This is a genomic window from Shewanella sp. T24-MNA-CIBAN-0130 (assembly GCF_040310185.1).
GTDB lineage: Bacteria > Pseudomonadota > Gammaproteobacteria > Enterobacterales > Shewanellaceae > Shewanella > Shewanella psychromarinicola.
On sequence record NZ_JBEOPP010000439.1, the window covers coordinates 1 to 253 of the forward strand.

General features: G+C 34.8%; 1 protein-coding gene. It reads right to left on the reverse strand.

What is annotated here, in order from left to right:
* The coding region (locus AAEZ02_RS23035; RefSeq protein WP_351125477.1) for a hypothetical protein at positions 1–253 on the reverse strand (253 nt) is incomplete at both ends.

The following is a 253-nucleotide window of genomic DNA, read 5'->3' on the forward strand; positions in this document are numbered from 1 at the left end:
CTTTTTACCATTAGGTTGTTTGCTAGAGTCTATTTTTTTAATCGTGATACTTGGATGATGTGCAAACCATGAAAGCGTAATTCGATGTTCAATAGACAGATCGCTAATGTCATAAGGCAACACGATAGTGATACTTTGATCTTTTACCCGGTCATATAGAGTGTTGATTAGTGGCCATTGACTTAAGTCATCTAAATCCTCCTTGTATAGATAAAAATTGAGATCAGAGTTTTTATCATGTGAACAATGATGG